Below are 25575 nucleotides of genomic sequence, written 5' to 3' on the forward strand. Positions count from 1 at the left end.
AAATCACTATTTTTTTTAATTTTTAGAAAATTAACTTTGTAATAAATTAAAATAATATTTTGTTTCTACACAAACACCCTTACGCACCTTTTATTCAAGAGGATACTGAAAAATTAATTGTAGGTACTTTACCACCACCACGATTTTCAACTGGACAACTATTGGAAAAGGATGTCGATTTTTGTTATGGAAGTTATTATAATTCGTTATGGTTATACATCGATAAGATTCATAAATTAAAATTACGTTATGATAATTCACCCGAAGCGGTTGCCCAACGCAAATCGTTTTTAATCGAGCGAAAAATAGGAGTGTGTGACATTGTGGAAAGTTGTGAACGTACCAAAATTGATGCTTCTGATTTAGGAATGCAAAATGTTGTGTTGCGTAATTTGATTGATTATTTGAACGAATATACCAATATAAAAACCCTTCTTTTTACTGGCGGAAATAGTAAAAATGGACCCGAATATTTTTTTAGAAAACAATTGAAAGAATATGGAATTTCCTTAAAAACTATTTCAGACGAAATTCCAAGAATTCATGAGTTTGTTCTTCCTTCTTTAAAGGGTTTTAAAAATAGTAGCAAAAGAAAAATACAAACCGTTTCCTTAACTTCTGTTTCTGGTGCTGCGAATATCTCTATTAGTAAAAATCCTACCTATCAATATTTCAAAAGCAAATACCCTACATTTAACACCTTTGATTTCAGGCTTTTACAATATGCAGAATATTTCAAATAGGTAGTACGTAAAATAATTGCGTATTTTAATTTCAACTTTGCTTCAAATTTAATAGTATGAAAGCAATACCAAATGATTTTGAAGCATTTTTATATTGGGTAAAAGAGACTAAAGAAAGAATATGGTCAAATTTTAGTGAAAGTAAAAAAGATGGTAACTGGTGGAATCATAAACATCAAGTTTTGGAAGGAGCGAAATGGATAGATCCGTTGAGTGACTTGAAAATACTAACAGATTATATACTTTCTTTTAAAAATCTTGAAATATTTGACAATTATTTAATTGAAAAGTGGTCTTTTGAATTACTACATCAAGGTTATAAAGAGGAAAGTATTTATATGTTGGCATCATTTTGTCAACCCATTGATTACTACGATATTTTGCCTTATTTAAATAAAGTATTTAGAGATTTACGTTTAGTCGAATATGAAGAAAAATTGGCCAGAAACAGTTTTAATATATATCATCTCAATTTAATTAATAAAGGTATAGATGTAAAATATAATCTATCAAAAATTGTTGCATTTAATGACTACGAATTTTGTGACGATTTATATTTACTTCATTATGCCTGGAATGAACTTTTTGAAATAGGAAGTACAGGTTATTATCAAAATGTTTCTTTAGATAATATTGAACAAAAAATCAGGGAACAAGGATCCCGTTTGATGAAAAGACTAACATAAATAATTATAATGAAATACATAGACATTGGAATTAACCTTACAAACAAACAATTCCAAAATGACCAACAAGTAGTTATACAAAATGCCTTACATGCAGGTGTTTTTAAAATGTTACTCACAGGAACAAGTGTAACCAAGAGCGAACAAGCATTAGAAATAGCAAAAAAATATCCAAATGTTTTGTTTAGTACTGCTGGTATTCATCCCCATGATGCCAAAAGTATGGATGCCAAAAGCATAGCCAATTTAAAAAAATTATTGGAACAGGATGAAGTTGTTGCGGTAGGAGAGTGCGGCCTCGATTTTGATCGTGATTTTTCACCTAGAAACCAACAAGAAAGTTGTTATGAAGCCCAATTGGATTTAGCTTGTAGCATTCAAAAACCCCTTTTTCTTCACGAAAGAGCAGCATTCAATCGATTTTTACCTATTACACAAAATTTTTTACCACAACTACCTAAAGCTGTCGTGCATTGTTTTACAGGTACTTTAGAAGAAGCAAAATACTATTTAGATCAAGGGTTTTATTTGGGTTTTACAGGAGCTATTACAGATAAAAAACGTTTTTCTCATTTAGAACAAGTCATTCAATATGTACCTTTAGATCGAATTATGATTGAAACCGATGCGCCTTTTATGTTGCCAAAAAATATTTTGAAAGCAAATCTTAATCCGAAACATCAACATAGGAATGAACCTACTTATTTACCTTATGTAGCTCAATACATAGCTTTAATTAAAAACATAAGTGTAGAAAGAGTAGCTTTAGAAACTATAACTACTACACAAACATTTTTTGATCTTCCAAAATAATAAATTGAAATACTCTTAAACAGTCAATCGATATTTAATTTCAATGTGAGTACCTTTGGAAGCTGGGAGTATTTTAAATTTTCCTTCTATGTTTTTCATTCGTAAAGCCATATTGGTTAATCCATTTCCAGTTTTAATTGCATTAGAAAGGCCGATACCGTCATCTATAATTTGAATGATAAATTCAGTCTCTACTTGTTTGAAATGTACTTGAATAGTTTTAGCTTGACTATGTTTATACACATTATGAACGGCTTCTTTTACAACTAAAAAAAGATTTCTTCGAGCGGTTACAGCTAAGTTGGTCTGCTCGACTGTAATTTCAGATGTTATTAGAGTTTGGATAGGAGTTTTGTCTAAAAAACGTTCTACATAAGTGGATGTATAATTGATAAAATTACCAATAGTATCATTTTTCGAATTCAAACTCCATAAAATTTCTCTCATGGCTAAATTCATGTCTTCAGAAGTAGTAATGATTGCTTGAATATCTTCTTTGTAAGCCTCTTTTGAAATTTTATATTTAAGAAATTCGGCTTGAAGCTTAATAGCAGATATTCCTGCTCCCAAATCATCATGCATATCTTGAGAAATTCTTTCTCTTTCTAATTGAATGGCTTTCTGACGTTCTAATTCTTTTAGCAATAATTGATTTTGAAATTCACTTTCTTTAAGCTGCGCTTCTTGTTGCTGTATTACTTGTTTTTTATTATAGATAAATACAACCAAGATAATAAATCCTACAAAAAGAAGCATCACTACAATAGCAACTATAAATAAATGCTTAATGGATGGATCTAATTCATTCATATTTTACAAAAAAGTCCTTTTAAAAATAATAGATAAGAAAAAATGGTAATTATTTGAAAACCAATATTAATTTGAATTAAAAATGCATAATCATGTATGTTTAACCAATACATAGGAATGGATCTAAAAATAAAAAAAACCGACCAAATTATAAGAGAACAACTAATCCAAAATGTTTGTTTTTTTAAAAGGGAATATTGGTCAGGGTTAATAACTTGTGATAAAAACCATAAAAGACAATAAACAATATATGCAATACTCATTGATGTACCAGCGAGAACAGAATACTTATCAAAACCTTCTAACGAAAAAAAAACAAAACTTGAAATTAAAAAAATAATTCCAAAATTTGCCACTAATTTCTTATTCATACTAATTTGGCTCTGAAAAAAATAACTAAAAAAAGGAATATAAAATAATGGAGAAGAATGATATACTGCATTTGGAATGAGTTTAGAAATAAAACCCAATTCAAATATAAGAACCATGCAAAAATATAGGTATAACAAATTTTGCCTTGAGACTTGATTTATAAACGAAGCGACAAGGCAAAGTAGTAGTAGTGTAAAATAAATGATTGTTAGCATATTTAACAATGATTTTGACCATCTGGATATGGAGGGCAAAGTTGGAATGTATCGAAATGTGTCAACTCAAAATTTGTATTCCTATTGATAGTACCATTTATTTTTTTTCCAAAACGCATCATTAAGGTAAATCTATCATGATTTGGAACTTTATCATCATCTACAATACCTGGCATAATAATTATATAGGAATCGTTATCAGGGGTAAAATCTTCAAAATTTGTACTATAAGTAATGGTTACTTTTCTAGTATTTTTTTGATTTTGTCTACCCGTAAGTAAATCATAATTTTTATCTAATTTTGTACCTAATCCTCTGTCAAAAGCATCTACATAATATTGATTGTTTTTTAGTTCTTCAAGTTCTTCACGATCATTAATTAAATAAGCTGTATCATCAAGAATATATATTAAATCAAAACTACCCTCGATTTCTACAAATTTTAATATAACATCTTTTTTATTATTAATAGACTCACTTAAAAGTGTTGATTTTATCGCAAAAATTTTGCTTAGTTCACTATCTCTAAAATAGCAATTAAATTTATGCCAATATTTTTCCGGATTTTTTATTGGAGCATCAAAAAAACCTATTGATTTTAAAAATTCATAATGTAATTGAAACTTACTTTTTTCCAGACTTTCATTTGTTAATGAAGCACAAAAAGTTTGAATGGTCTCTAAATCCTTTGGACTAATTTTCTCTTCAATATAATATCTTTCAATAAGATATACAATTTCGTTTAATTGTTTGTTGTGTTTCATGTTGTTATTTATTTTGGTTTAACTTATTAATTGCTTCAATTTTGTTGTTTACTTGTAATTTCCTGTAAATATTACCAATATGTTTTTTTATAGTATCGATGGTAACACATTTTTTATCGGCTATTTCTTTATAAAGTAAGCCTTCAGATAATAATTCCAATACTTCTTTTTCAGTAGGTGTTAAAGAAGCTAAATCGTGTACTTGTACTTTCGATTCATGAAAATGATGCAAAACTCTTTTAGCAATTGCAAAACTCATTGGTGCTCCACCTTTATGTGCTTCTTGTATGGATTGAATGATTTTTTCCATGGGTTCTCCCTTGACTAAATAACCACTTGCACCTGCACGTAAAGCAGCAAATATTTTATCATCGTCTTCAAAACTGGTACACATGATAAAGGTAGTTTGCGACATGGTTTCCGTTAATTTAAAAACCAAATTAATTCCAGATGCATCTGGAAGCTGTATGTCCATAAGCACAACATCAGGATCCAATTTTTCTAATTCTTTTAATGCAGAAGTACCATTAAAGAATTGTGCCACGCAAATCATGTCTTCTTGAAAATCAATAATTTTCTTTAAAGCTTGATTGTAATTTTTATCGTCTTCAACTATGGCTACATTAACTTTCATAGGATATTATTTTCATAGCAAAATTGAAAAAAAGCTATTTATTGAGCAATTACCCTTTTGGGTGATATTTCTCTTAAACCTCTCTAAAGATACAAATCTTATTTAAAAAAAAACTTACAAAAAATAATTTTAAAAATAGGATAATGAATATCACCCAAAAGGGTAATGGTTTGATATAGTATACTCTAAATACCTTTGAACCAATAACTAATACAATAAAATCATGAAAAAAACAGTATTTAAATTGGTAATATTTGTGATATTCACAATATACAATGTACAAGCACAAACATCTGCAGCTGCTGCGTTAGTTGCATTAGAAGAAATTGATGCCAAAGTATCAAATCAAATAAATTCGATTGATAATGTAGCTACAAATGCTATTGGAAACTCGGGAAATATGATTTTGTCAATGACATCACGATTAAAAAAAGAGATTGATGGTACAATTGGAAATACAGATAAAATATTAAGGGAGAGCCAACAAAACTTATTCAATGAAATTTTAAGTCTGTCAGCAGAGTTTGATAAAGTTATTAAGGAAAGAATAGATCAAATTGATATAGTTGCAACAAAAATTGCAATGGCAGCAAATGATTTTCTAGTCAAGAAGAAAGAACCCAATACACTTCGATATAATACACCTCCATTTGTAACAAACTACACGAAACAATATTTTATAAAAATTAATGGAGCAAATTTTGATCGTTCTGATGCAATTGAAATAAATGTGGATGGTAAAATATACAAACCTATTCAATCTAATCATGTAGAATTAGTTTTTAAAATAGATTCTAGCCAAATAAAAACGGGTAACGACTTACATTATTTACAAGCCAGTATTCATTTTAAATGGCGCAAAGGTTTATTCAGAATTAGGAAAAGTAAAACAGAACCTTTTATAATACCAATTGTACCTTTTAATATTGGGAATGCTACCGTTTTTTATGAACAAGAAGTTCCAGAACGAAGATACACCAATCCTATTTTATATAGTTGTGATTGTAGAACTGGAGCTAGTAATTGGAGAGGAGATAGACGTAATAGTAGCACTTCTTTTAATTTTAATCCATCAGGTGGGCGCATTTTTGATCCAACTACAATTGTTGTTACTGATTGGCACAAACGTTATGGAGGTGGTTACAGCTTTGATCACACTACAGAACAACAAATCAAAGGTGTTATAACATGTTCATCTGATCCAAGACCTTATGGTGGTGGTGGAAGTTCTAGTTTAACATTCTCTTACAAAGAATTTGATATTATATATAAAATTAAAAAAGATCAAACACCAAATAAAGAAATTTCATTTATAAATCCTGTTTTATTTGATTTGCCAGACCCAATCGATAATAAAAGACCAAATCTAAGTTATGTTAAGGTTAATACCTATGATAATAAAGAAATAATTTTAACTCCTTCAATACCAAATGCTTTCTTCAAATTAAACATTAATCCAGTAACAGATGATGTCATAGTGGAATGGAAAAAATAATGCAAACAAAGAAATTATGAAAACAGTTAAATTAATAGCTAGCTTTTTATTTTTTACAATAATAAGTTACAGCCAACAAAGTAATACAGTAATTAAAATTGATGTAAGTGCTCCAAATGGGAAAAATGTTTCTAATTCAAGCAATCACAAATGGCTTTCTGCTAAATCAAAAGATATGATTTCTATTCAATTAATTAACGGTAATCCTTTTAAATATGATTATAAAATTGATACAAAAAGTATTTCGTTTTTCTCTGATGAAGAAAAAATTAAAGAAGAAATAGAAAAGATTAAAGAGAATAATAATAAAAATATTCTTCCAGATACAATTCAAGAATTAGACCAAAAAATGACAATTGATGAAATTGTAGAAACCGATTATAATCTAAATCAAAATGTTAATTATTTAAATATTGAAGTTGAAAGTCTGTATAAAATAGTAATAAAAAAAAGTTCCTTAAATGTTGAAGATTTAGAAAAGGAAAGAGCAATTTTTCTTGAAAGTGCAAAAGAATTATCAAACTATGCACTCCTTAATCTTGAAAGTTTAAAAGAGTACAAAAATGACACTATATATGAAGGGGTTGAGAAAAAACTTCTAGCAACTCAAGAGAAAATTGATAAATGCTTAGATAACATTATTCATAAATTATATGACGTTGATTTAGAGATTTATACATTACCTATTGATGTTCAAGGGCAAAATATTGACGTAATAGAGTTTAAATTACAACGCTTTGACAAAGAAACCAAAAAAGAAGATTTGAGTTTCACATCTAAACCTTATAAAATTTGGATTAGAGGTGGTTTAAAAATAGATGTTAGTGCAGGATTATTCTTATCATCATTATATGATTTTGAATTTGATAAAAGAGATGATTTGAATATTTCTGGAAATAAGATTATAACTCAAAAAAATAAAGGAGAATACGATATAGCATTTGGCTCAATGATTAATACGTATATTCGAATGAATTCTTGGGCTGTGCCTACCTTAAATTTTGGTGCAGCTTTAACACAAAATGAAAAATTGCAAATTCTTTTTGGAGGTGGATTAATATTAGGCAAACAAGAACGTGTAATTCTTACAGCGGGTATAAGTATGGGAAAAGTGGATCGAATTGCCGATTCATATCAAGTTGGAGGTTCATACAATCTTGGAGATTCTGGAACCATACCTATACAAAGTGAGTTTAAATTTGGACACTTTTTTGGTATAGCATATAATTTGTCTAAAGTGAAAAAGATTAGTCTAGAAAAGGGAATAGAATAATAGTTATAAAAACTCCTGCGTAAAATAATTACGCAGGAGTTTTTTTATTTTGTCCTTGCTAATAGTAAGCTTTTTATGTTTTGATAATCAACTTAAATTAATTATCAAAATAATAAATACTTAAAAATGAATACAATTAAAATTCAAAAACTAATAGCAGGAGAAACGATTATTTCTCGAGAAGCAGGTAACAGTATGTTGCCTATTTTAAAATCCAGACAAGCCGTTCGATTGGCTCCCATTACTTGGGAAGAATGTGAGGTAGGAGACATCGTGTATTGCAAAGTACGAGGAAATGTCTACACGCATTTAGTCAAAGGCAAAAACGACAAACGCGGTTTGCTTATTGGTAACAATCACGGTCACATTAATGGATGGACCAAACAAGTGTACGGAAAGGTTATTGAAATTCTCAATGACTAACCGTGCTTTTTTTGTTTTAAAATGTAAAGTTTTTGTACCAAAAACATTTTTAGAAAGAAAAAGACATCTTTTCCTAACTATAATTTAAAGATTCATAAAAATAATTCATTGTACTTTTAAAAAATAATTAAGCTTTTTTTATTGCTGATTTTCAATGCTTTGAATTCCTACATTTGTTTGAAATACAGTAGCGTAAATGTAGTTGGTTTACTTTTTTCTGCTGTGTAACTTTGGTTTATGAAAATATTTTATGCGGTTCAAGCCACAGGAAACGGACATATTAGTCGCGCCACACAATTGTTTCCTTATCTCCAAAAATACGGCGAAGTAGATTTTTTTTTAAGTGGTAGTAATGCCACACTTTCAGCAACTATTCCAGTAAAGTATAGAAGCAAAGGTTGCAGCTTGTTTTATAGTAAATGCGGTGGATTGGATTATTGGAACATCGTTAAAAAGTTCAAACCGTATCAAATGTATAAAGATGCGAGTGACTTGCCTTTAAAGGAATATGATGTTATTATTAATGACTTTGATTCGGTGACCGCTTTAGCGTGTAAATTACAAAAAGTGCATTCGGTGCAGTTTGGACACCAAGCCAGTTTTTTATCTGAACATACGCCAAGACCTGAAAGCAGGAGTACAGTAGGGGAGTTTATCTTCAAAAATTATGCTCCTGCACCTCAAAATTTAGGGTTGCATTTTCAACCCTATGATTCTTTTATTCATCCCCCAATTATTAAAGATGAAATTGTACAAGCTACACCAACCAACTTAAATCATATTACGGTTTATTTGCCTTCTTTTGATAAAGATTGTTTAGAAAGGGCCTTTCAATCATTACCTCAGATCCATTTTCATTGGTTTTTAGACACGGTTAAAGAAAAACATACGGTACAAAACATCACTTATTTTCCGGTAAACCAAAAAGACTTCAATCAAAGTTTAATTCATTGTGAAGGAATTATTACAGGTGGAGGTTTTGAAGCCCCTTCTGAAGCTTTGTTTTTAGAAAAGAAATTACTTTCGATACCAATTAAGTCGCATTATGAGCAAGAATGCAATGCTGCTGCGTTGAAAGCAATGGGTGTTCCTGTAGAATATGAGGTACAAGATGATTTTAACCAAGTTATCGAAAATTGGTTGAATAGCAAAATAGTATATCCAAAAATTAAAGCGAATAATATTCCTGAAACCTTAGCGTATTTGTTTGATACGTATAAACGTAATTAGGAATTAGAAAAATTATGAATTATAAATTAGGAATTAGTGATTTTTTATTTCCAATAATACAACAATCCAATAATCAAATTATAATAAAAATTGTTCATCTTCATCGATAAACTCTAGTTCGGCATCTTTTTCCCAAATTTCCATCTCACAGGGCTTACAATTGAATTTCAATTTGTAGGCGTTTTCACCATGGGTTAAGGTTAAAGGCTCAACAACTTTTTCTCCCATGGTATCGCGTTGAAAACGAGCACATTTGCCCAATTCATATTTGACGCAATATTTGGTTACCATTACTCTAGATTTACCAGGATCCCATTGTAATTCAAATGCTTTTTCTATTTCAGTAACACCATGACGTTTATAGAATTGTCTAGCCAAACTATTGGAAACATTATAAGTAAAATCCAATTCCTGAACTGGATAAGGATGATTGGTTGGTTGTATTTGAAATTCTTCTCTATGATATTCGTTAATACGAATGTCAATTAACTGTTCTAAAACGGTTCTTCTAATTTCATTTACTTTAGAAATCGGTAAAAACCAATTGTTTGAAAATTCTACAGCAACATTCTCAACCATAAATGGGGTGTTTCCCGTTTTAACAAGATTCGCTTTTATATTCGGAACGGTATCATTACCATTTTTAGCCACTTCTTTTTCTATTTCTAAAGTCGCAATACTCGTGTGACCATCTTCGTCTGTGGCTACTAACATAAAGCCATCTTGCGTTTCTGTAAAGACTAAATCGACACTTATTTTTCGAACCGCACTGTTCTCTTTTTCGACTATTCTATTGAATTCTGCATCCGAATTTCTATAGATTTCTGTACCAATAGGAATCGTTTTAAACGTATTGGGAACGACTATATTATTCACAATAATGTTGATTTGTGCACCATCCGCTTCACCTGCTTCATTAATAAAATACAAACCGTCACCATTGTTTAGTTTATCTGAATTCTCAATGACATAGCCATTGGCTTTAATTTCAATTAATTTTCCAATGTATTGTCCTTGTGACTTTGGACTTTTCCAACTTCCAATCTTTGCTTTTCTTTGGTTTACAAAATAATCGGTATAACCTCTATTGAAGCTACGGTCCATTTCTGGTTCAAAATTATAAAAAGTTTTTCCTGATGAAGCCTTTTGAAATTGGTCGTTATTTTCTAAAAAGGCATCTAATTTTTTACGTAAAAAGGAAGTGTTATTCTTTACATACACCACATCTTTTAAACGACCTTCAATTTTGAAAGAAGTAATACCGGCTTCAATTAAATTGGGTAATTGATCGCTTAAATCCAAGTCTTTTATGGATAACAAATGACTATTCGAAATTAAAGTCTTTCCTGTTCCATCTGTAAGGTTATAAGGTAAACGACAATTTTGGGCACACGAACCTCTATTAGCGCTTCTTTCTCCACCTGCAATACTCATGTAGCAATTTCCACTAAAGGATACACATAAGGCTCCAGAAACAAAGAATTCTAGTTCTACATCGCTAGCTTCATGAATCTCTCTAATTTGGTCTAAGTTCAATTCTCTGGCTAAAACTACACGTTGTATTCCAGCATCTTTTAGAAACTTAACGTGTTTAGGATCTCTATTATTCGCTTGTGTACTGGCATGAAGTACAATAGGAGGCAAGTTCATTTCTAAAATTGCCATATCTTGAATGATAAGCGCATCTACACCTATGGCGTATAATTCATGAATTAATTTTTCACAAGGTTCTAATTCTTTTTCATATAAAATGGTATTTAAAACTACAAAAACTTGTGCTTTAAACAAATGGGCGTAGGCCACCATTTCCGCAATATCTTCTACCGAATTAGTAGCATTAGTACGTGCTCCATATAAAGGAGCTCCCATATAAACGGCATCAGCACCTGCATTAATTGCAGCAATTCCTTGCACTAAATTTTTGGCTGGAGCCAAAATCTCAACCTTCTGTTTCATATTTAAATACTTACTTTCCAAAAAGTATTGGAAAGTGCAAAATTATAAAATAGTTCAGAAATAATAGGAAGAATATTTCATTTTAGTTGCAATAGCTTGCAATATTTAGACTTTTAAACCAGCCATTTGGTTAGAATGGTTTCTAAATCGTCTTTAATAATGGGTTTAGAAAGATAATCGTCCATGCCTGCTTCAAAACACCTTTCCCTTTCATGGGCTAAAATACCAGCGGTAATAGCAATAATAGGAATGTCATTTCCTTTATCAATCGCTCTGATTTCTTTAGTGGCATCATAGCCATTCATGTTAGGCATTTGTACATCCATTAAAACCAAATCAATTGCTTCTTTTTGAAAAAGAGAAATAGCTTCTAAACCATCTGTGGCTTCGAATAATTCTATATTGTTGTTTATTTTTTGAATTAAAGTTTTGGTTAGTAACATGTTAACCTTATTGTCTTCAACAATTAGTATACGGTGTCTTTTTATTATTTCTGTATCAAAAGTAGGAATGTCACGAACATTCTTTTTAACAGTAAAGCGATTTTCATTTCTGTAGTTTACTTTCTTAACGGTAATGGTAAAGAAGAATTTACTACCTTCTCCATACTTACTTTCCAGTTCTAATTTACTTCCCATAAGGGCAAGGAGTTGGTTTGAAATGGCTAAGCCTAAACCAGTTCCTCCAAACTTTCTACTTGTAGAGGTGTCTTCTTGTACAAAAGAATCAAAAATCTTTTCATTATTATCGATACGAATACCAATACCAGTATCATTAACTGAAAATTGAAGTTCAGCTTCCTCCGATGTATGCTTTAATGCAGTAATATTCAATTGAATTTCGCCAAACTCTGTGAATTTTATAGCATTACTTAACAAATTCATTAAGATTTGCTTCAATCGAACTACGTCTGCTAAAATATATTGGGGAACATTTTTGCCTTTATGGAGTACTAAATTCAATTTCTTTTGATTGGCTTGGTACTGAAATAAATCCACAACTTGTTGGGTTAATTCATACAAATCAACTTCTTCAATATTCAATTCAAATTTACCCGATTCAATTTTTGAAAAATCGAGAATATCATTTACAATTTTTAATAGGGAAGATGCCGATTCATTAATGGTCGACATGTACTGATAATGTGTTTTTTCTAAATTCGACTCCATTAATAAATGACTAAAACCAATAATTCCATTTAGAGGGGTTCTAATTTCGTGACTCATATTAGCCAAGAAATCTGTTTTAGCTTTATTAGCTGCTTCTGCTTGTTCTTTTCCTTTTAGAATTTCTATTTCCATTAATTTACGTTCTGTAATATCAATAAAACTCGAAACAATTTCAATAATTGCTCCTTCGGAATTAGTTACTGCAAAAGCGTTATAGAGTAGCCAAGTTGTTTTTTCAGAAGTAGATTTGGCTACACCTAGAATTAAATTTTTAATAGGCAAACCACCATTTAGGATTTGTTGAACAGGATACTGATCTTTAGCCATCATAGAACCATCTTCATGGAGAAAAATCCAATTGGGTATTTCGGTCGCATTAATTTTAATATCGAGCAATTCTGCTGCTTTAACATTGTTTAAAAGAATGGTTCCATTGGTTGCTTGAACTACAATACCGGCATCTAAATTATTTAAAATATCGCGATAACGTTCTCTACTTTTTTGTAATTCAATTTCCGATTGTTTGGCAATAGTAATATCTCGTGAAAGACAAATATAATGCGGTTCATTGGTTTCTGATTCTTCCATAGGAGCTATGGATAATTCAAACCAATGTGTTCCATTGGCTAATTCTAAATCATATTGCTTCCCAGTTGAAAATCCTTTGGTAGCTACTTCTTTTAATGCTAAAGAGAAGCAGGCTGTTGCTGCTTTGGGTAATACTTCTGAAAAGGATTTCCCTATAATTGCAGTAGTTGAATGAGACAATAAATCTTCTTTATGTGAATGATAGTTATAAATTCTTCCTTCTAAATCAATTTCAATCAATAAATCAGGAATCGCATCAATAATTGCTTCTAATTTTTCATACGATTTTTTGAACTCTTCTTCTACTTTTTTACGTTCTGTAATATTAGTTGTAGTGCCTACATACCCAACCACTTCACCTTCTGCATTTCTTTCAGGTATGGCTTGTCCCATTACCCAAACAATAGAACCATCCGGTTTTATAAAACGGTATTCAGATAAAGATAAATCTTGGTGTTCCGTTGCGCTTTCCCAGCCTTTTTGTAAAGAAATGCGGTCTTCTTCATGAACTGCTTCTAACCAGCCATTACCCAATGCTTTCTCATAGGGTAAACCCGTTATTTCTGACCATCTTGGATTTACATATGTGGTGTAACCTGAAGCATCTGTTCTAAAAATACCTACAGGTGAAATTTCTGTAAGAATATGATAACGATTTTCACTTTCGGTCATTTCCTGTAAAGCCTTTTTTCGAATTCTCTCATTCTCAAACACTTCTAAAGCAAAGGAAACATCGGAAGTGGCTTCTTCTAATAAAGCTATTTCTTCCGCATCAAAAAAGTTTTTTTCTGCTGCATAAAAGCAAAAAATACCCACTGTCTCTTCAAATTTTCGAATAGGTAAAATCATTAAAGATTGGTATCCTCTTTGCAAGGCTTCTTCTTTCCACGAACTCATAATATAGTCTTGTGAAATATCATTAATTACAATGTAGGGATCTTTTTTGATAGCTTCACATCGAGAGGAAATAATAGTTTCTTGATTATCCAACAAGGTGTTTTGTATCATCTCAACATAACCATTGTCTTCTCCTGCAATAACTCTAGGGATGACTTTATCTGAAATTTCTTCTTTAACACCAATCCATACCATTTTAAACTTACCCACATTTACTGCAATAGAACAGGCTTCTTGGAAAATGGTATCTTCATCGGTTGTACGCACAATCATTTGGTTCATTTGACTAATAAATTGGTACAATCGATTGGCTTTTACAATTTTTTGTTTGGTTGATATACGTTCGGTTATATCTGTGGCAATACCGTGGCAAATAACCGTCCCTTCGGCTTCTACTACAGGTAAAGAATTGACTTCATGCCATACTAATCCTTTTTTAGGATGATAGTAACGATAGGTACATTGTAAAGGAACTAAATTGGTTTTTGTATTCGTAACACTATCAATTACAAACTGTATATCTTCAGGATGAATTAATTCAAAAATCTTATTGGGATTGTCTCTAATTTCATCATGTGTAAAACCGTAAATTTCGCCTACTGCTTCACTCGCATAAGGATAGGTTAAGGAACCGTCTTTATTTTGCCTCATCGAGTAAATTAAACCAGGAGAAGTAGCGGCTATTTTAGCAAACTTTTCTTTTTCATCTGTAATGAGTTCAAATATTTTTTTTCGTTCGGTTATATCCCTTAATATAACGATAATCCCTTTGATATTAACGTCATCCATCCGATTGTTAATAACCCCTTCTAACCAAATATAATTCCCATTTTCATGTTTAACTTGTAGTGTAATGCTTAAAGGTGTTCGAGGTTGATCTAAAGATTGTTGAATCATTTCGTGTACATAACTCACATAATCTGGATGGATATAATATAAGAGTGGTGTATTAAGATGCGATTCATCTGTCCAACCTGTTATTAAGGCAGACGATTTACTTCTATATAGCGTATTTAGGTTTTCATCCATTAAAATAACAATACTATCATTGTTATCTAATAAAGCATGATATAGATTCTTATAGGTATCTTCACTTTTTTCAATCGAATTTTCCTGCGCTAACTGTTTGCGTAGGCTTTCAATTTCTGCCTCTTGAGCATTCGTCTTCTTCAGTAGCGCTTCATAGGCTCTTTCAATGTCTTTCATGCAATTTTAAAATTTCTATCTGGTACTCAAGTAAACGACAAATTTATAACATTATAATAAAGTTTATTAATAATGATAATCTTTTAAAAATACTAATTTTTTGTATTCTTCGTCTGTTTTATAACATAAAATTAGTAAGAATTCTAAATACTGTTGATAATAGTATAAAATTAGTAATTTCTCTAATGCAAAAATAATACCATTTTACTTGGTAGTTGCTAAAATTGAAAAAATAAAAATTTGAAAATATCTAACTTTCATTTGCAAAAAGATTGTAAGAAATCACTTTAATTGAAATCTATTCTTTTAAACACAAACAAGAAAAGAAAATATGTTGGTTATTAAAATATTGATTGTTAAGTTTTTACAAATTCATTGCTTTTCATTTTAAATATTGGCATAAACTTTGGTTAACGTCTAATAGAAAAACAACTAAAACAAATAAAGCCTTATGAAAAATTTAAAACCAATAGTAGTCCTTATAGCAGTAAGTTTTTTTAGTTATGCGCACGCACAAGTTAGAATAGGCGGTAGTGTAGACATTAGTATTAATTTACCCACTCCTAAAGTGATTATTGTAAAAGAAGAGCCTAGACCGGTTTATACTCCTAAACCACACAAAAAACCAAAAGCACAAAAACCTAAAAAACACCATTGTGAAGAAGTGGTTTATGCTTTAGGAAGCATTCGCAATCAAAATGGTAGATACAATAGTTTTGATTGGCTTATTGTAGATGCTTCATTGGAAAATTTAGGAAACGGTTTAGAACGTTTAACCTATTTTACGAATACTAGAGAAACCATTGAAATTATTATTCGCACTAATAATCCTAACGATTATAATTATCACTTTACTAGAAACCCGCATTGTACGGCAAATACCATTATTTCAGTAGCTATGAATGGTTATGCAATTGCGTTGCATCAAGGAAGTCTTTCTTTACAACCCGGACATCAATTGCATGCTGTACTCAATCTAGATAGCTGCAATGAAGGTACATTTAACGGAACGGTGACATTGTAAATCTTAATTTGTTATGCTTTTATTTGAGCCTCTTTTTTGTATGGAAAGAGGCTCTTTATTTTTTGTTAACACCAATCCTTAAACCATAACGATTCCTTTATGAGTTAGAAATAATGAGTTAATCTGTCTTTAGTTTCTTTGTAAATAACAAACAAATGAAAGACATGAAAAAAAACAGTTCCTTTATTATCAAAGGTTTACAAATGGTACTGCTAAATATTTTAGGTTTAGTAACCCTCACAAGTTGTAGCACATCAGAAATAGATGAAGAAGTACAAGCGGTTCAAAAAAAAGAATCTGTAAATGAAGCAGCTCGAGAGTCGGCTGCCTTTTATGACAATTTAGTTTTACGTTGGGCACCAGTGCATCACCAAGATGTAGACAACGCAGGTTGTGGTTCTATGAATGGAAGAGGAGATTATATTACCAAAATTAATTTTGATAACGATTGGAATTCATCCAATAACTGGAACAATATTGAACCCAATAGAGGATACCAACCTACAGCGCATTGTTATTATTCGGTGGTTGAAACCCATACACATTTCTTCATTATATACGCATTTTTCCATCCTAGAGACTGGACTAACATCTGTTTCTTTGGAATTGACTACCATGAGAACGATTTAGAAGGACAATTGTCTATTATTAAAAAATCGACTGCAAATAATGGTTACGGTGAATTTCAAGGTATGGTAACTGTCGCACATTCCGATTTTTATTCTTTCATTCCTTCTGGAAGTCCCTTACAAGCCAATCAAGAAAGCATTGATGGAAGTGTGTCCTATGAAAATTATAATAATGAATTGCATCCTGTGACAGCTCAAGAATCAAAAGGACATGGTTTAAAAGCTTGGCCAGCTTATAAAATCATTGGCGATGGTATTAAATATTACCCCAGTTTAACCACTGCTGAAGTACCTTCTAATAATGACGATCGCAATGTAAAATACAAGTTGGTTAACATTTTTGAAGCCAATGGTTTTTGGGAAAGACGTTTTAATACCGCTTTTTTAAACAATGCCAAATCATTTCCTTCTACACAAGGTTCGGGTAATGCCAATACACCTTGGAATTGGGATGATAAAGACGATGCTCCTGGAGCAGGTGAATTGGCTACTAATCCAGCCCAACTCGTGAATAACTATTTTAAAAATTTTGGGAATTTCAGTATGACCTATACGCTAAATCCTTACATAGGAATTAATTAACGTTCTTAAGTTTAGTTTTTTAAATGGGAAAGGTCGTCATAAGGCGACCTTTTTTTTATTTCCTTTCTTCTTTTCAAATAGTATGAAGTTATTAAAAAAACGGCACGATTTTTATGGTTTCTTTTTGTTTTTATTCTCGTTTTTTTCGAAAGATATCCTGTTTGTAACCCCTTTTAGTTTTGTTTACTTGCAAAAGGGGTACCACAACACCGAACAAAGCCTGAACAAAACCCGAACAAAAGCGCAACCATACAAACAAACAGCACTATGGCTAAAATAGAAGTAGAAGGCACCTTTTCTAGAAGAATAGGGAATTATGTAATTTATGAATTAAACGGACAAATGATTATTAGAAGTATAAGCGGTTTTAGTAGTACCGACTTATACCACAATAAAAAATACGAAAAATGCAGGCAAAACGCACATGAGTTTGGAAAATTGTCTTCGCAATGCAAAGCCATTCGAATGGCATTAAAGGGAATTTTGCCTAAAAGTAACAATTTAGCAATAGTGAATGCTTTTACTAAAAAGATGCGAAGTTTACTTCTTTTCGATACCATTTCTGAAAAAGGAAAACGCCAATTGGCACAAGCCCTACAAAACCCTTCAGCTAAAACAGCTTTGCAATATTATCCTTTTAATCCTATGAGCCCTTTGGGTTTAGAAGAAGTTACGCTAAACGATACAAGTTTGAGTTTTACAACGCCAGCTTTGTTTTTTCCAGTACATTCTAATAGTATAGGGGTAACAACCCATTTTCTTTTTTTTGATTTTATAACTAATGAAAGCTGGTTGTACAGTAGTTCGATTGCCTATTTTCAAAAAGCCACCTTGCCTGAAATCGTGACGGTTTCCTTACCAGACCAATCCCAAGCGGGTAGTGGAACCCTTTTTACGTTACTAGAAATAGCTTTTTTTGAGCATACAAATGATACTTTTATGCCTTTAGAAGAGGATGCTAGTAAAATTGTGGTAGTGCTTGAGGTGGAGTAACTTGTAGTGCTGAACTTGTTTTAGCATCTTTGATAGGTTGCTATTTTCTAATGAGACCTTTACAGGGTGACACTATTGTGGTTAAAAAAATAAAGATTTAAAAAAAATCACTATCTTTGTATAACAACACTTACAAATTCGTTTACAATTTTCCAACCAAAATACCTAAGGTGCCCTCCAAAAGAGGGCACTTTTTTAATTAGCCATTACTAGGCATTTGACTCATATCCATATAGAAGATTTCCCAATTATGTCCGTCAAGGTCTTCAAAACCTCTTAAGTACATAAAACCATAGTCTTTCGGTTCGTTTGGTTCTTTTCCACCCGCTTGAAGGGCTTTTTCTGCCATTTCATTAACCGCTTGATTGTTTTTTAGTTCCAAGGATAAAATGGCAGCAGCAGTTTTAGATGTAGTGGCAATTTCTTTTGAGGTAAATTCACTAAATTTGGAATGTGTTAATAGCATGACATAAATTTCTTCACTAAAAACCATGCAAGCAGCGGTTTCATCCGTAAAATGTTTGTTATTTGTAAATCCGATAGCCGAATAAAAATCCATTGATTTTGATAAATTGCTTACAGGTAAATTGATAAAGATTTTTGGTTTCATATTTTGTTTATTTTTTATGTTTTCAATAGAATTCGTATCTCTATGGAGCAGTTTCCTTTTGGTTTGCCTTCTAAATTAGTTATTTTCAACGTATTTTTTGAAATTATCTAAAATATTTTGCCACCCTGTTTGTTGCATTTCCATAGGATTCTGTGTTTCCGCTTCAAAGGTTTCGATAATTTGTATTTGATCTTTAACGGGTACAAAAATTATTCTCACAATACGACCATCTTCTAATGTATACGCTAACAATTCATTGGGTTTTACCGCTGTATACGTGCCTGAAAAATCAAAGCTAAAACTACCATCTTTTGCAGCCATCGTATTGGTAAACTGTCCACCTGTTACACAATTGTTTGCTGCTTTTGGTGTATGCCAATCATCCGAAGCAGCACACCATTTGGTAATATGCTCGGGTTGATTCCAATAGTTCCATACTTTTTCAATGGGTGCTTTTATTTTTGTGGTTATGGTAATGCAATTTCGTTCTGATAGCTCTTTTACTATAGCTAAAGCTTTGGGAAACACATCCTCAAAATAGGTAGCATATTCTTCAACAGAATTTAAGTTAACTACTACATGCGTACTACCATTTGTTTCCGTAAGTAAATATTGTTCTTTTGAATTACTCCATTCCGATGCCTTTTCGTTATTTGGGAGTTCTTTGTAATCATCAATTTCCCCTAAATGATTAAACGTCATTTCTACATTGGGTTTTAAAGCAATAATAGTACTATACATTCCTTTTCCTCCAGGAGAATAAAAGTGTATGCGACTTCCTTCTTTCCAATCGGATACCGCATAAGAACCGTGGCAAAACACACTTGTCCATTGCATGTACGTTAAATCATTCCATAAAACGTCCCACACTTTATCTGCTTTTGCGTTAATGGTTACTTCAAATTTTTGTGCTATCATGTTTTTATTTTTTTATTTGTTATACGCTTGTTGTATTTTTTTGCAATCAATTTTCTTCATTTGTAACATGGCTTGCGTAACCTGTGCTACTTTTTCCGGATTTTTATCATTCATGAATTGGGGTAACATTTCAGGTATAATTTGCCAAGAAATACCGAATTTATCTTTCAACCAGCCACATTGACTTTCCTGACCTCCGTTTTGAAGAAATGCATTCCAATAATAATCTACTTCTTCTTGATTGGTACAGTTCACAACAAAAGAGAACGCTTCATTAAAATCAAAATGATGTTCCATCGGACTTTCCATAGCGATGAATTTTTGGTTGGCCAATGTAAATTCTGCAAATTCAATTTTTCCTGCACTATTTGGGTTACTGGTATCAAATTTACTCATGAATAGTATTTCAGAATTTGGAAATAAAGAAGTATAAAAAGTAATTGCTTCTTCTGCAAATCCGAATTTTTTATCTACAAAAAGGAATGTGGGAACAATTTGCAAAGGATCACCATCTAGAAATAATTGCCAAGACAAACCATATTTATCGTTGACCCAACCGTATTTTTTGCTCCAAGGATAGTCACCTAAATCCATGAGAATGGTTCCATTTTCCTTTAATGTATTCCATAGTGTATCTATTTCGTCTGTATCATTTGATTTTATAAAAAAGGAAATCGCATTGGTAAACGTAAAAAGCGGACCACCATTAAGAGCATTACATTCTAAATTATTTAACTGAAATGTGGTAACTAATGGATTGTTACTTTGAATTTTAGAATTTGGGAACACAGAAGTGTAAAAGCTTGCCGCTTGATTTGCTTGATTATCAAACCATAAAAATGGAGTTATTTTTTGTGTTTTCATCCTTGTTTTAATTTGTGATAATAAAAATACGAAACACCTAAAATAAAAAGGATGAATAGAGGAAAAAACGTTTGCAAATTCCATCCATCGACAGCGGCATGACTGATCATGGCAAAAATAAAATTAAAAGTAAAACCTGCATAAGCCCATTCTTTCAATCGAGAGGGTATTTTAGGCACAACTAGAATAATAACTCCTAAGATTTTAAATATTACTAGTGCATTTCCAAAGTATTGAGGATACCCTAAGTGTCTAATTCCTTCTTTGGCTAATTCTGTTTGAGAAGTTAAAGCAGGCATAAGACCTTCAAATAAAGCAATTAAGAGCGTTGCCGTCCAAAATAGTATTTTTTGTTTTTTCATAATAGATGTATTTAGGTGTTAATTTTTATACAAATAGCAATTGAGATTGGTCTAAAAAGAGAATTTTAAAATTATTTATTCGTTTACAATAATACTTCCCTTTTTTAAGGGTAACATTCTCCATTTTAGGAGTATTAGCTTCATTTGGAAATAATTTGGTTGCAACCGCCTTATAGGTTATTATTCCATTTTGGTTCCTATAAGAAACACCAAAATACATTCTATTAGAATCATATGTTACAAAGGAATACAAGTCTTGGTGCGCTTTTAAAACACCATCTGGAAAAGAGGTCGCTGTGACACAAAAAACGGTACTGTCTGTTTGCAAATTAAAATATTCCATTTTGATTGAATTTCGATAGTTCAAAATTAGTAAGATATACAACGTTAAAAAAGGTGCAATTATGACAATACCATTGGTAAATTGCGACAATAGTTTTTTATATTTGTTTACCAATGAAATAAACTATGAAAACCATAAGTATTCTAGTGCCTAAAACGGCTGTAACTGCTGCAATTGTTGATTCTCAATATATTTTTGCGTCGGTGAACCAATTTTATGCAAATGATGGAAAAGAAATTCCTTTTAAAATACAATTGGTAGGAGAAACCAAGACCGTACTTTTAAATCAAGGCACTGTAGCGATACATACCGATTTTGTTTTAGGAGAACAACCACAATCCGATTTAATTATTGTACCACCAATTGGTCAGAATGTGGCAGATGCTTTAGCGCAAAATGAACCACTCATTCCTTGGTTAGTGCAAGAATATCAAAAAGGAGCAGAAATAGCGAGTTTGTGTATTGGTGCTTTTCTGTTGGCTAAAACAGGATTATTGAATGATAAATCGTGTTCTACGCATTGGATGTACGTAGAGACTTTACAACAATTTTTTCCAGAAGTACATGTGGTTAATGATTTAATCATTACTGAAGAGAAAGGCTTGTATACTAGTGGTGGAGCAACTTCCTATTGGAATTTATTATTGCATTTAGTAGAAAAATATACCGATAAAGAAACGGCAGTTTTAATTTCAAAATTTTTCCTTTTAGATATTAATAGAAGAAGTCAGAATGCGTTTACTATTTTTAAAGGACAACGTTCGCATAATGATACCGATATTTTAAAAATTCAGGATTATATTGAATCGGAATTTGATAAGAAAATAAGTATTGAAGAACTGGCATCTTATAGTAATTTAAGCCGCAGAACATTAGAAAGACGTTTTAAAAAAGCGACCAATAACACGATTATTGAATACCTACAACGTGTTAAAATTGAAGCCGCAAAAAAAGAATTAGAAAAGGGTTTAAAAACAATTAACGAAGTGATGTATGAAGTAGGTTATACCGATAGTAAGTCGTTTAGAGATATTTTTAAGAAACATACTTCCATGTCGCCTATTGATTATAAAAAGAAATACAATTTGAATTAACACATGAGAGCAAATTATTTTTTGAGTAGTATTTTTATAATTTTATTTTCATGTAATGGTTTTCAGTCAATTGAAAATAGAACTCTTGGTATTCAGCCTTATGAGAATTTCTCTGTAAAAATGACAGATAGCATCATTCAAGCTATTAGTACAATTTATAATCTAAAAGTAGTTGTTTTACCAATTCAAAAATTGCCTCAAAAAACATTTATTAATCAAAAATCACCTCGGTATAGAGCAGACAGTTTAATCCGTTTTCAAAAAAAAAATTTAGATACTCTAAATTATATTTTAGGTCTTACACATAAGGATATTTCTACAACTAAAAGAGATGGTAATGGAAATATAAAAAAGCCTCTTTATAAATATGAAGATTGGGGAGTGATGGGATTAGCCTATTGTCCTGGTACTAGCGGAATTGTTTCTACTTTTCGTTTGAAACATAAAAATCCTAAGGTTCATATGCTACGTGTAAAGAAAATAGTTATACATGAACTAGGGCATAATTTAGGATTACCACATTGTCCGAATAAAAAATGTGTGATGACTGATGCAGTAGAAAGTATCGCTACTATAGATAATGCGGAATTAGCTTTATGTTCTAATTGTAAAAGAAAAATTTCAAATTAAAGCTAATCCCGATTTTTTATAAACTTTTAATATTTTCCATTTAAAAGCTCGCCACCAATAGTGGACTTTGCTACGATGCCTATTTTTTTCATCATTTCATAGGTGGTACAGACCGCAGCAGAAGTCACAGGAATGCCAGATTCCGCTTGAATTAAATCAATTGCTTCTAGAGATGGCATTTGTACGCAAGCCGAAGCGACTAATACATCTACATCTGTTAAATCCAATTGCTTGTAAATTTGCAATAAATTCATTGGATCTTGTGCGGCTACTTCTAAATTATCAGGAATTTCTAATGCAATGCTTTCTTTCACTTTAATGCCTTGATGTTCAATATAATCGACAACTTTATCAGTTAAAGGACGCATGTAAGGCGTAATAATGGAAATTTGTTTCGCGCCTAAAACCTTTAAACCATTAATTAATGCACCAGCAGAGGTTACAATAGGAGTAGGGAAGTCATTTGCTACCGTTTCTTGATGTAAATTTACTTCAGAAACACAATGATAGCCTCTGCCCATACTCATAATCGCTACTAAGCAAGCATAGCCCATTACATCTACATGCGCATCGGATAATTCTTGAGCACATTTTAAACTCATTTTATCCATAGCTTCCAGTTCTTCTTTGGTAACTTTTTTCATGCGCATTCTACTGCTATGAAACGTAAAACGTTCTGGTAAAATGGTCTCTCTGGCACGAAAGATAGCTGGTATTTCCGTTTCCATTGTAATATTGGAGGAAGGAACAATTTGTCCTATTTTGTATTTTTTAGTCATATTCTAAAATTTAGTGCTACTAAACAGCAAAAATTATTTACTATAAATAGTACGCTTTTTTTATTATTTTATCCCTCGACTGCGCTCGGGAAGACAATGGTATACTAATTTCGTTTGTCACCCTGAGCGCAGTCGAAGGGCATTTAAAGGTTATAATTTGAATTTGTAGCATTTCTGCATTCAGCTAATGTTTGGATTAAATCAAAATTGCCTATAATTAATGCTTCTTTTTTAACTTTTGACCATTTTTTTAGTTTTTTCTCAAAATAAATCGCTTGATTCGGTTCTGTAAATTCTTGATACCAAACTAATTTTACAGGTCTTTTTTTAAAAGTATATGCATTTGATAATTTTCCGTCATTATGTTCATTTACTCTTCTTTCAAGATCATTTGTAATTCCTGTATACAAAGAATTGTCGGAACATCTTAAAATATATACATAATAAAATTTCATATTTCTCTTGTATGTCCCTCGACTGCGCTCGGGAAGACAATGGTATCCTAATTTTGTTTGTCACCCTGAGCGCAGTCGAAGGGCATTTAAATTATATTTCTTTCACTGTATTTTCTATAGATCCAATTTTTTCAACAGTACATTTCACCACATCGCCATCTTGTAACCATTCTTGAGGTGTTCTTCCTGCACCAACACCTGCAGGTGTACCCGTTGCAATAATATCACCAGGTTCCAATGTGAAAACCGTACTTAAATCTTCGATTAAATCATTGATATTGAATAGCATGAATTTAGTATTAGAGCTTTGTTTTTCAATGCCATTAACGGTCAAAGAAAGATTTAAATTATGAGGATTTTCAATTTCATCTTTAGTAACCAAAATAGGTCCCATAGGCGCAAAAGTATCTTGCCCTTTGGAAACAATCCATTGCCCAGAACGACGACAATCTCTGGCAGAAATATCGTTAATTATAGTATATCCAAAAACATAATCTAAAGCATCTGATTTAGGTACATACTTTCCTTTCTTTCCAATTACAACGGCTAATTCTACTTCCCAGTCTAATTGATTGGTTAGTTTTCTATTTAATAGTACGTTTGTATTTGTTGCAGTAACTGTAGTGGGTGGTTTGGAAAAAATTACGGGTTGCTGTGGCAATTCTTTTGAAGTATCTAATGATCTAGCACTTTCCGCTACGTGTTCTGTATAATTTAACCCAATACCAATGATATTTTTACGTGGTTTTGGAATAGGCGCTAAAAAAGTTGCTTCTTCGATAGGAATACTAATTTCTTCAAAATCAACAGCTCTTGTTTCAGCAATTAAATCCGTAATTTCGGAAATAACTTCAAAACCTAAATCAATTAAATCGAGCATATTATCGGGTAGTGGAAAATTGGAAATATTTCCAAAATCTTCCATATCAACCACTAAATTATCATATAAAAAACCTAATCTTGGTTCTGAATCTTTGGTTTGGTAGGTAAGTAGTTTCATTTTTATTAATTTTTTCCC

25 protein-coding genes are annotated in these 25575 nt (G+C 31.4%); 12 read left to right on the forward strand and 13 right to left on the reverse strand.

The features are described from left to right. The first annotated feature begins 59 nt into the window (after positions 1 to 59). The 3 genes from NHF47_RS10800 to NHF47_RS10810 are packed head-to-tail and all read left to right on the forward strand — an operon-like array spanning position 60 to position 2242. On the forward strand, positions 60 to 743 hold the full coding sequence (locus tag NHF47_RS10800) for a uracil-DNA glycosylase family protein (protein ID WP_252764930.1): 684 nt from the start codon (positions 60 to 62) through the stop codon (positions 741 to 743). Positions 744 to 799: 56 nt separating this feature from the next. Then, positions 800 to 1429, forward strand: a complete 630-nt coding sequence (locus NHF47_RS10805; RefSeq protein ID WP_252764931.1) for a hypothetical protein — start codon at positions 800 to 802, stop codon at positions 1427 to 1429. A gap of 9 nt (positions 1430 to 1438) precedes the next feature. Beyond that, positions 1439 to 2242 carry a TatD family hydrolase gene (locus tag NHF47_RS10810; protein ID WP_252764932.1) on the forward strand — a complete coding sequence of 268 codons (804 nt, stop codon included), beginning with the start codon at positions 1439 to 1441 and terminating at the stop codon, positions 2240 to 2242. Between the two features lie 15 nt (positions 2243 to 2257). Here the strand turns inward: NHF47_RS10810 and NHF47_RS10815 are convergent, their stop codons facing one another. The 3 genes from NHF47_RS10815 to NHF47_RS10825 all read right to left on the reverse strand — a co-directional run bounded on the left by NHF47_RS10815 (position 2258) and on the right by NHF47_RS10825 (position 5037). Then, positions 2258 to 3052: a sensor histidine kinase gene (locus tag NHF47_RS10815; RefSeq protein WP_252764933.1), complete on the reverse strand. Its 795-nt coding sequence runs from the start codon at positions 3050 to 3052 to the stop codon at positions 2258 to 2260. Positions 3053 to 3641: 589 nt separating this feature from the next. Continuing rightward, entirely contained in the window at positions 3642 to 4403 is a 762-nt protein-coding gene (locus NHF47_RS10820; protein ID WP_252764934.1) for a hypothetical protein, read from the reverse strand. A gap of 4 nt (positions 4404 to 4407) precedes the next feature. After that, on the reverse strand, positions 4408 to 5037 hold the full coding sequence (locus NHF47_RS10825) for a response regulator transcription factor (RefSeq protein WP_252764935.1): 630 nt from the start codon (positions 5035 to 5037) through the stop codon (positions 4408 to 4410). Positions 5038 to 5260: 223 nt separating this feature from the next. Here NHF47_RS10825 and NHF47_RS10830 point away from each other — a divergent pair, with 223 nt between their 5' ends. The 4 genes from NHF47_RS10830 (at position 5261) to NHF47_RS10845 (ending at position 9458) form a co-directional block, all read left to right on the forward strand. Next, positions 5261 to 6532, forward strand: a complete 1272-nt coding sequence (locus tag NHF47_RS10830) for a hypothetical protein (protein ID WP_252764936.1) — start codon at positions 5261 to 5263, stop codon at positions 6530 to 6532. A gap of 16 nt (positions 6533 to 6548) precedes the next feature. Beyond that, complete coding sequence (locus NHF47_RS10835; protein ID WP_252764937.1) at positions 6549 to 7805, forward strand: hypothetical protein; 1257 nt, start codon at positions 6549 to 6551, stop codon at positions 7803 to 7805. 126 nt (positions 7806 to 7931) lie between these two features. Next, complete coding sequence (locus NHF47_RS10840; protein WP_252764938.1) at positions 7932 to 8228, forward strand: hypothetical protein; 297 nt, start codon at positions 7932 to 7934, stop codon at positions 8226 to 8228. A 237-nt stretch (positions 8229 to 8465) separates the two neighbouring features. Further along, positions 8466 to 9458, forward strand: a complete 993-nt coding sequence (locus NHF47_RS10845; RefSeq protein WP_252764939.1) for a glycosyltransferase family protein — start codon at positions 8466 to 8468, stop codon at positions 9456 to 9458. A gap of 78 nt (positions 9459 to 9536) precedes the next feature. On the opposite strand, the gene NHF47_RS10850 is transcribed toward NHF47_RS10845, so the two are convergent. Together NHF47_RS10850 and NHF47_RS10855 are read right to left on the reverse strand one after the other, a co-directional pair. Continuing rightward, positions 9537 to 11414, reverse strand: coding sequence for a U32 family peptidase (locus NHF47_RS10850; protein WP_252764940.1), 1878 nt, complete (start codon positions 11412 to 11414; stop codon positions 9537 to 9539). Between the two features lie 113 nt (positions 11415 to 11527). Then, entirely contained in the window at positions 11528 to 15274 is a 3747-nt protein-coding gene (locus NHF47_RS10855) for a PAS domain S-box protein (protein ID WP_252764941.1), read from the reverse strand. 451 nt (positions 15275 to 15725) lie between these two features. Here NHF47_RS10855 and NHF47_RS10860 point away from each other — a divergent pair, with 451 nt between their 5' ends. The 3 genes from NHF47_RS10860 (at position 15726) to NHF47_RS10870 (ending at position 18502) form a co-directional block, all read left to right on the forward strand. Then, the gene (locus NHF47_RS10860) at positions 15726 to 16298 is read left to right on the forward strand and encodes a hypothetical protein (RefSeq protein ID WP_252764942.1); all 573 of its coding nucleotides are present in this window, start codon (positions 15726 to 15728) and stop codon (positions 16296 to 16298) included. 155 nt (positions 16299 to 16453) lie between these two features. After that, on the forward strand, positions 16454 to 17509 hold the full coding sequence (locus tag NHF47_RS10865) for a hypothetical protein (protein WP_252764943.1): 1056 nt from the start codon (positions 16454 to 16456) through the stop codon (positions 17507 to 17509). A 267-nt stretch (positions 17510 to 17776) separates the two neighbouring features. Then, positions 17777 to 18502: a hypothetical protein gene (locus tag NHF47_RS10870; protein WP_252764944.1), complete on the forward strand. Its 726-nt coding sequence runs from the start codon at positions 17777 to 17779 to the stop codon at positions 18500 to 18502. Between the two features lie 199 nt (positions 18503 to 18701). Here the strand turns inward: NHF47_RS10870 and NHF47_RS10875 are convergent, their stop codons facing one another. The 5 genes from NHF47_RS10875 to NHF47_RS10895 form a co-directional block, all read right to left on the reverse strand. Beyond that, the gene (locus tag NHF47_RS10875) at positions 18702 to 19112 is read right to left on the reverse strand and encodes a VOC family protein (RefSeq protein WP_252764945.1); all 411 of its coding nucleotides are present in this window, start codon (positions 19110 to 19112) and stop codon (positions 18702 to 18704) included. 75 nt (positions 19113 to 19187) lie between these two features. Beyond that, positions 19188 to 20030, reverse strand: a complete 843-nt coding sequence (locus NHF47_RS17285; protein WP_308219265.1) for an SRPBCC domain-containing protein — start codon at positions 20028 to 20030, stop codon at positions 19188 to 19190. A 12-nt stretch (positions 20031 to 20042) separates the two neighbouring features. After that, complete coding sequence (locus NHF47_RS10885) at positions 20043 to 20894, reverse strand: VOC family protein (protein ID WP_252764946.1); 852 nt, start codon at positions 20892 to 20894, stop codon at positions 20043 to 20045. Further along, on the reverse strand, positions 20891 to 21256 hold the full coding sequence (locus NHF47_RS10890; RefSeq protein WP_252764947.1) for a DoxX family protein: 366 nt from the start codon (positions 21254 to 21256) through the stop codon (positions 20891 to 20893). Before NHF47_RS10890 ends, NHF47_RS10885 begins: the two co-directional genes overlap by 4 nt. A 25-nt stretch (positions 21257 to 21281) precedes the next feature. Then, positions 21282 to 21599, reverse strand: a complete 318-nt coding sequence (locus tag NHF47_RS10895) for a hypothetical protein (RefSeq protein WP_252764948.1) — start codon at positions 21597 to 21599, stop codon at positions 21282 to 21284. 125 nt (positions 21600 to 21724) lie between these two features. Between NHF47_RS10895 and NHF47_RS10900 the strand changes: the two genes are divergently transcribed. Both NHF47_RS10900 and NHF47_RS10905 read left to right on the forward strand, forming a co-directional pair. Beyond that, positions 21725 to 22693 (forward strand): GlxA family transcriptional regulator, encoded by a 969-nt coding sequence (locus tag NHF47_RS10900; protein ID WP_252764949.1) that lies wholly within the window; start codon positions 21725 to 21727, stop codon positions 22691 to 22693. 3 nt (positions 22694 to 22696) lie between these two features. Then, positions 22697 to 23323 carry a matrixin family metalloprotease gene (locus NHF47_RS10905; RefSeq protein WP_252764950.1) on the forward strand — a complete coding sequence of 209 codons (627 nt, stop codon included), beginning with the start codon at positions 22697 to 22699 and terminating at the stop codon, positions 23321 to 23323. 26 nt (positions 23324 to 23349) lie between these two features. On the opposite strand, the gene NHF47_RS10910 is transcribed toward NHF47_RS10905, so the two are convergent. From NHF47_RS10910 to NHF47_RS10920, 3 genes are all read right to left on the reverse strand, one after another. Beyond that, the gene (locus tag NHF47_RS10910) at positions 23350 to 24102 is read right to left on the reverse strand and encodes an Asp/Glu racemase (RefSeq protein ID WP_308219266.1); all 753 of its coding nucleotides are present in this window, start codon (positions 24100 to 24102) and stop codon (positions 23350 to 23352) included. Between the two features lie 143 nt (positions 24103 to 24245). Then, the gene (locus NHF47_RS10915) at positions 24246 to 24557 is read right to left on the reverse strand and encodes a GIY-YIG nuclease family protein (RefSeq protein WP_252764951.1); all 312 of its coding nucleotides are present in this window, start codon (positions 24555 to 24557) and stop codon (positions 24246 to 24248) included. 91 nt (positions 24558 to 24648) lie between these two features. After that, positions 24649 to 25557 carry a fumarylacetoacetate hydrolase family protein gene (locus NHF47_RS10920; RefSeq protein ID WP_252764952.1) on the reverse strand — a complete coding sequence of 303 codons (909 nt, stop codon included), beginning with the start codon at positions 25555 to 25557 and terminating at the stop codon, positions 24649 to 24651. Positions 25558 to 25575: the final 18 nt, after the last annotated feature.

The sequence above is a fragment of the Flavobacterium sp. NRK F7 genome (assembly GCF_024054195.1).
In the GTDB taxonomy this organism is placed as follows: domain Bacteria; phylum Bacteroidota; class Bacteroidia; order Flavobacteriales; family Flavobacteriaceae; genus Flavobacterium.